This window comes from Paenibacillus chartarius, from assembly GCF_042432825.1.
In the GTDB taxonomy this organism is placed as follows: Bacteria; Bacillota; Bacilli; order Paenibacillales; family NBRC-103111; genus Gordoniibacillus; species Gordoniibacillus chartarius.
The window spans coordinates 45,811-52,145 of sequence record NZ_JBHLWN010000115.1; the positions used below are offsets into that span (position 1 = coordinate 45,811).

At 49.3% G+C, this 6,335-nt stretch carries 4 protein-coding genes; all 4 read left to right on the forward strand.

Features of this window, described 5'->3' with window-relative positions; genetic code table 11:
- Positions 1–54 precede the first annotated feature (54 nt).
- Positions 55–1,104 (forward strand): sensor histidine kinase, encoded by a 1,050-nt coding sequence (locus ACFFK0_RS28220; protein WP_377474309.1) that lies wholly within the window; start codon positions 55–57, stop codon positions 1,102–1,104.
- Complete coding sequence (locus ACFFK0_RS28225; RefSeq protein WP_377474311.1) at positions 1,091–2,755, forward strand: response regulator transcription factor; 1,665 nt, start codon at positions 1,091–1,093, stop codon at positions 2,753–2,755. Before ACFFK0_RS28220 ends, ACFFK0_RS28225 begins: the two co-directional genes overlap by 14 nt.
- Positions 2,756–2,863: 108 nt before the next feature.
- Positions 2,864–4,207, forward strand: coding sequence for an MFS transporter (locus ACFFK0_RS28230; RefSeq protein WP_377474313.1), 1,344 nt, complete (start codon positions 2,864–2,866; stop codon positions 4,205–4,207).
- Between the two features lie 693 nt (positions 4,208–4,900).
- Positions 4,901–5,722 (forward strand): ADP-ribosylglycohydrolase family protein, encoded by an 822-nt coding sequence (locus tag ACFFK0_RS28235; protein WP_377474315.1) that lies wholly within the window; start codon positions 4,901–4,903, stop codon positions 5,720–5,722.
- Positions 5,723–6,335: the final 613 nt, after the last annotated feature.

The following is a 6,335-nucleotide window of genomic DNA, read 5'->3' on the forward strand; positions in this document are numbered from 1 at the left end:
AAATATCCGCTCTTTAACGGGAGCATCCTTCGGAAAGCAGGAGGAGAGGCTTCTTTGGTCAGCGTAAGCGAATCGCCCGTATACGAATGGCTGCTGACATATAGCGTGCCGCTCCGCGAGCTGACTGCGAAAACAGACCTTATTAGGAATGTTACAATCCCACTGTTCATCGGGTTTGCCGCCGTGACGACGCTCCTCTCCATCCTGTTCGCCATGAACGTGACACGCCCGCTGAAGAAGCTTAGCGGCTTAATGCGCGAAGCCGAGCAGGGCCGTTTCCGACCGGCCGATGAACATGCGTTGAACGGTGCGGAGGTGGGTACGCTGGCACGAAGCTTTAATTCCATGGTGATCACGATCGAAGAGCTTATCGACAAAAACGTCAAGATCGAAACAAGTCAGAAGGAAGCCGAGCTGTATGCGCTGCAGTCGCAAATTAACCCTCATTTTATTTACAATACCCTGGAGACGATAGGCATGGCTGTTGAGGAAGGGGAGCGGGAAGCCGTAGTTGATATGGTGACACTGCTTGGGCGCATGCTCCGATTCTCGGTCGGCAACCAGTCGAAGTTCGTTACGGCAGCGGAAGAGCTTCAGCATGTGCGGGACTACTTGACCATCCAGCAGTTCCGGTTCGAGGACCGGCTCCGCTTTACATTCGAAGAAAGACTGCCTGCAGCGGAAAGGAGCAAGCTGTACACACCGAAGTTTATTCTTCAGCCTATTGTGGAGAACGCGATCAAGCACGGACTTGAAGCCCGCAAACAGCTGGAGATTGGGATCCGGCTGCAGGTCGCCGAAGCGGAAGACGGCGGGGAGCTTGTATTTGCGGTCTGTGACAACGGTCCGGGTATCCCGGAGGAGAAGCTGGCGGAGCTCAACCGGCAGCTGGACGGGACGGTGTTGAAGAAATCGAACGCCGGCTTCGGTCTTACGAATGTGCACGCCCGGATCCGTCTGATGCTGGGCAAGCCATACGGGCTTCAAATGCACAGCGCACCGGGGAAAGGAACGGAGGTCACGCTCCGCATTCCGGTCATCCGCGTGCCTTATGGAACTGAACGATATCTACATGGGAAAGGGGATAGCGGTGAGCACGATTAAAGTAATGATTGCCGACGATGAGCCCCGTATTCGCAGAGGAGTCGAACGGCTCGTACAATCCTGCGGCGAAGATTGGGAGGTCGTAGCCCTACTTGCTGATGGTGTGGAAGCTCTTGAGTATTTGATCGAGCATCAAGGCGGAGTGGATTTGCTTATCACCGATATCAAGATGCCGGAGATGGACGGTCTCACGCTCATCAAGGAGGCGAAGAGCCGCTTTTCCTTAAGTGCGCTGCTCCTGACCGGCTATGATGATTTCGAGTATATCCGGACAGCGCTCCGGGAAGGCGCTATCGATTATTTGTTGAAGCCGATTGACCGTGAGCTGTTCCGCGAGCGGCTGGCGGCAGTAAAGGATAGGGTGCAGCAGGAGCGGCTAAGCCGAATGCAATGGGAAGAAATGTCGCGGCAGGCGGACAAGCTAAGGCAAACCCGGCAAAGGCAGGTTCTCAGCTACATTACCTCCGCTGCAACAGGGAATGATTTGTCCCATCTCGGCTTCTGGGTCGATGATTTTCCGCAGGGCTTGTATTTGCTGTTGTATATCAGTTTAGACGCGATGCCCGTCAAAACCCGTGCCTATACGGAGAAAGACTGGCAGGCATATTATTATGCTTTAGAGAATATCATTGACGAAATCGTTACGAGAACAGATTGGTGCGGCACGCCGTCCGGGGCGGGCGGCTGGTCGTGGCGGGGGAGCGGCGCTGAATTCTGGGCGCTGCTGTATCATCCGGCGACGGATAGCGGCGAAGTGCTTGACGCTGCGGCCGAGGCCGTCTCGGAATCGATTCGATCGGCGATTCAGACCTACACGCCATTTACCGTTTCCATTGCCCATGGCGATTGGCTGGAGGACTTGTACTTGCTGCCGGGAGCGAAGCGGGAAGTGCTGTCACTCATCCATTACCGGCTGCTGCATGGGGGCAACAAACGGTTTACGCCTGCGGCGGCGGCGGAGCAGGGCAAGAACGAAGAAAAGCCGGACATGGAACTCACACAGCTGAAGCAGAAGCTGAAGCAGGCGATAGGCCAGGGCAGAAAGGACGAAGCGGCGGAACTGTGCAAAGCCGTGTTCAAGGTGATAGAGCGCATGTCCTCGCCCGGTGCTATCCAGAGCTCGGTTCAGAGTACCGTCGTACTCATTCATTCGGTTGGGCTTGAAAGCTGCGGGGCTCCCTGCTTCTCTGTGGAGGAGGCGTTGAATACCGTGAAGCGTGCCGTGAATTTGCAGGAGATGAAGCTGGAGCTTGAGCGGCTTGTCAGGACGTCGCTCAATCAGATCGAAGAGGTTAGGGAGCAAGGCAATACGCAGCCGGTCGAGCAGGCCAAAGCCTGGATCGCGGAGCATCTCGGCGGCGATATTACGATCCGGCGGATCGCGGAGCAGGTGCATATGAATCCAAACTATTTTTGCCAATATTTCAAGCTGCAGACGGGAGAAACGATATTGGATTATGTCACGCGCCGCCGAATGGAGCAAGCCGCGGCAATGCTGCGTGATCCCGGTGTCAAGCTGCTGGAGATCAGTCAGCAGGTGGGCTACCAGAATCCCAAATATTTCGGCAGACTCTTCAAGGAGTGGAGCGGGCAGTCTCCCTCCAAATACAGAGAGCAGCTGAATGCCGGAAAAGAGATACATTCTGAATAACGTATACCTATCCTGAACTTTGTGGTCTATGCCTCGACAGTCCTTTTTCTTATAGTGGATATATTAAAGAAATACCAGACAAGGGACAAGCGTAAAGGAGGACCACAAATGGCTATCAGCTTAGGCAGCAAAAAGACGACAGGCATGAAGGCAACGGCATCCGTCGCCATGTCAAACTATATTGAAGCTGGTTCCATCGTAGCCGGCGCAGGCGGCTTATCTTTATGGACAAAGTACTTGAATTTGAACGATTTTTCAGTAGGGCTTCTGGGAGCCCTCAGCGCAAACGCGCTCGGCGCCGCCGTCGGCGCGCTGATAGGCGGCCATTTATGCGATAAATACGGCCGCAAATTCATCTATACGTACGATTTGATCATCTATATGATCGGGATGCTGCTAATCGTGTGCTTATTCAACTTCCCGATGCTGCTCACCGGCTATATTGTTGTCGGACTGGCTGTCGGTGCAGGCGTACCGGCTTCCTGGACTTACATCGCGGAGGAAGCGCCGGCCGATCAAAGAGCCAAGCACACAGGGATGGCCCAGCTGGCTTGGTCCATGGGACCGGTCATCGCATTGCTGCTTTCGGTAGCTCTCGCACCGCTTGGTTTGCTGGGCAGCCGACTTATTTTCGCCCACCTGCTTGTTATTGCGTTCATTACGTGGTATATCCGCCAAGGACTTTCCGAATCGAAAGTATGGAAGGAAGAAAAAGCGCTTCAGCAAAATGCCTCCAAGCAAAAGCAAACGGCATCCCGTCAGTCGCTTTCGGAATTTTTCAAGCATAAGGCGAACCGCCGGTCGCTGCTCGTACTGCTCGGCATATATATGTTCTGGAATTTGACGGCAGGGGCTATGGGCTTCTTCATGCCTTACATTTACGAAACGGTCGGGGGCATTTCGACCGATCACGCGAATTTGCTGCAGGCGGGATTGTGGGTCTTTACGGTTCTATCCAGCTACTTTGTATTTATGAAGCTTGGAGATAAGAAGAATCGCCGCACGCTGTTCGCGGTTTCGGCGGTGATGGGCATTGTCTCGTGGCTGATGCTTACCTACATGGATATGAGCATGCCTGTACTGCTGAGCTTCATGCTGCTGTGGGGAATCGCTGCAGGCTTCGGAGCCCAAGCCTTCTACGGCCTGTGGGCAGGAGAGCTGTTCCCGACCCGCTTCCGGGCAAGAGCTCAGGGCATCATGTTCTTCGTCGCGCGGCTTGGGGTGGCGATTTGGAGTCTGATTATGCCGACGCTGATCACGAATCTGGGCTTTGCAACGGCAGGTACGCTGATGATCGCGTTCCTTGTTCTGTCGGCCATCATCGGTATAGTCTTTGCGCCGAATACACAAGGCAAGACGCTGGCGCAAATCGAACGCGAGCAGTACGGCGAGGAAACAACGGAAAAAGAAACCGCCGGCACGCGTCTTAGCGGCAGAACGGTGAATTCATAAGATTGACAGGGGGAGGCGCAGTGAGCCTTCCTTTTTTTCCTGTTCAGAGCGCTGTTAATTTCACTGACAAACTTTAATTTTCATAGTTTTCAGACGGATCGTCGTCTGTAGCTTGACTTACGAAATTACTCATGAGAAATTTACTTTATACTCAAAAATATTGAGACTTATGAGTAAAGGCAGTAGGGGGATTACCTACGACAGCCGGAAAGTTTGGCTTGAAGTAATTGAAAGTTATTCAGATCTGAACCCATTCAACTAAAACTGGCAGTCGACAGAGATTCTTCTGTTCGAATGAGGATTGCATTGAATAAAAAAGCAACCCGTTCAGTTTTACAAATCCTTACGGAAGATAAAGATGAAGAAATTCGTGAAAAGGCTAAGGAGAGGTTAGCCACCATTAAGTAATTGAGGAAATATGCATTCTAAATAACGAGCTTAATGAGATAGTCATGACTGGTTGAAGAATGAATTCGAAAAGTTTCGGTAGTAAAGAGTCCAATACCTCCAACAAGAAGATGCCACGAACGACCAACAGCTTTTCCACGCTAACGGGCAGCATCGTTTTATGAAAAGAGACATGTTCGGCACACGTAAATGGAAGGTTTATTCGTGCATGGTTAACGGATCTACTCGATTATTGAAAGAATACTAATGCTGAATGATCATCATGATCTCTTGTGGAGGTGACTAATGTTAGGAGCGGTTGTTGGGGACGTAATTGGTTCCGTATTCGAGTGGCATAACGTTAAATCTACTGAATTTAAATTATTCGATCGATTTACGAGATATACTGATGACACTGTATTGACCATAGCTATAGCCGATGCTGTCCTAAGTAAAAACATGCATAGCAACTGGTTGAGAGATTATTATAACGGCAAAAAGTTGTATGCCAATAAACTGCGTCAGTATGCCAAATGGTATCCAGGCGTAGGTTATGGACAGAAATTTGAGGAATGGGCAGCGAATCCTAGTGCCCAAGCATATCGAAGTTATGGAAATGGATCTGCGATGAGAGTTTCTCCCATCGGTTTTGCCTATGATTCATTAGAAGTAGTAATACGGGAATCCAAACGATCTGCATTAGTGACACATAACCATAAACACGGTATCGTTGGAGCTCAAGCTGTGGCCTGTGCGGTCTTTTTAGCTAGAAAAAATCATTCGAAGACTGAAATACAGGATTTCATTATGCGTAAATTTAGATACAATCTAAATCAAACACTAGATGAAATACGGCCTCAATATGGATTTGATCCTAGTTGTCAAGGGTCTGTACCACAAGCGATCATTGCTTTTTTAGAATCAACTGATTTTGAAGATGCGATAAGAAAAGCAATCTCAATTGGCGGCGATAGTGATACGATTGCGTGTATCACCGGTGGTATCGCACAAGCGTATTATAAGCAGATACCAAAAAGCCTCGTCACTGAAGTTATGTTAAGACTTGATTATAAGTTACGGGAGATTATTGGTTTATTTAATGATAAATACAACATCAAAATTGACTAAACTAACGAAGACGCTAGTTCAAAACAGCAGGCAGATTAAAGCCTCTCCTTAGAAGCAAACTAGATGTAATAGCTTCTAAAGGGAGGTTTTGTTATGAACTTACCCCAGGGTCAACATTTTGTGCTGGAGGACGTATGCCTAATGTTTTCCAACTGAACCCTTGATTCGTTTGCCAGCTTCATCAAAGGTGACCTCGACGTTACGGAGCTAACGTTAACAATATTGAAGGATTACTTGCAAAACGGGCAGATCGCTTTCGGCATACTTATGCATGTCAATTACGCACAGCTACCGGCGAGCGTCGGAGAGAACTTTATCAACGATTTTTTTAGCGCGAATTGTAGGCGGACACTCCTTTTTAATCCGCCGCTGTTCAACTAAACGGCAGCATAATGTGAATATTCGAATCTGAGGGTTCATTATATGGAAAAATCGTTAAAACAAGGTGGGAAAGAATTTGGAAGAAATCAAGCACTTCGTAAAATTTCCTTCTAGGATTGGAACTATCATTGGCATGAGTGTTGCAATTTTGAATTCAATTATTTTATTTAGCCTGAATTTCGAAAGTACTGCGCATTAAAAACATAAAAAGGGCTCCAAATCTTTGGTAGAA

Excerpts from the sequence above, each read along its gene's own strand:
- ACFFK0_RS28230 (WP_377474313.1), top strand. The coding sequence starts at position 2,864 with ATGGCTATCAGCTTAGGCAGCAAAAAGACGACAGGCATGAAGGCAACG.
- ACFFK0_RS28235 (WP_377474315.1), top strand. The coding sequence starts at position 4,901 with ATGTTAGGAGCGGTTGTTGGGGACGTAATTGGTTCCGTATTCGAGTGG.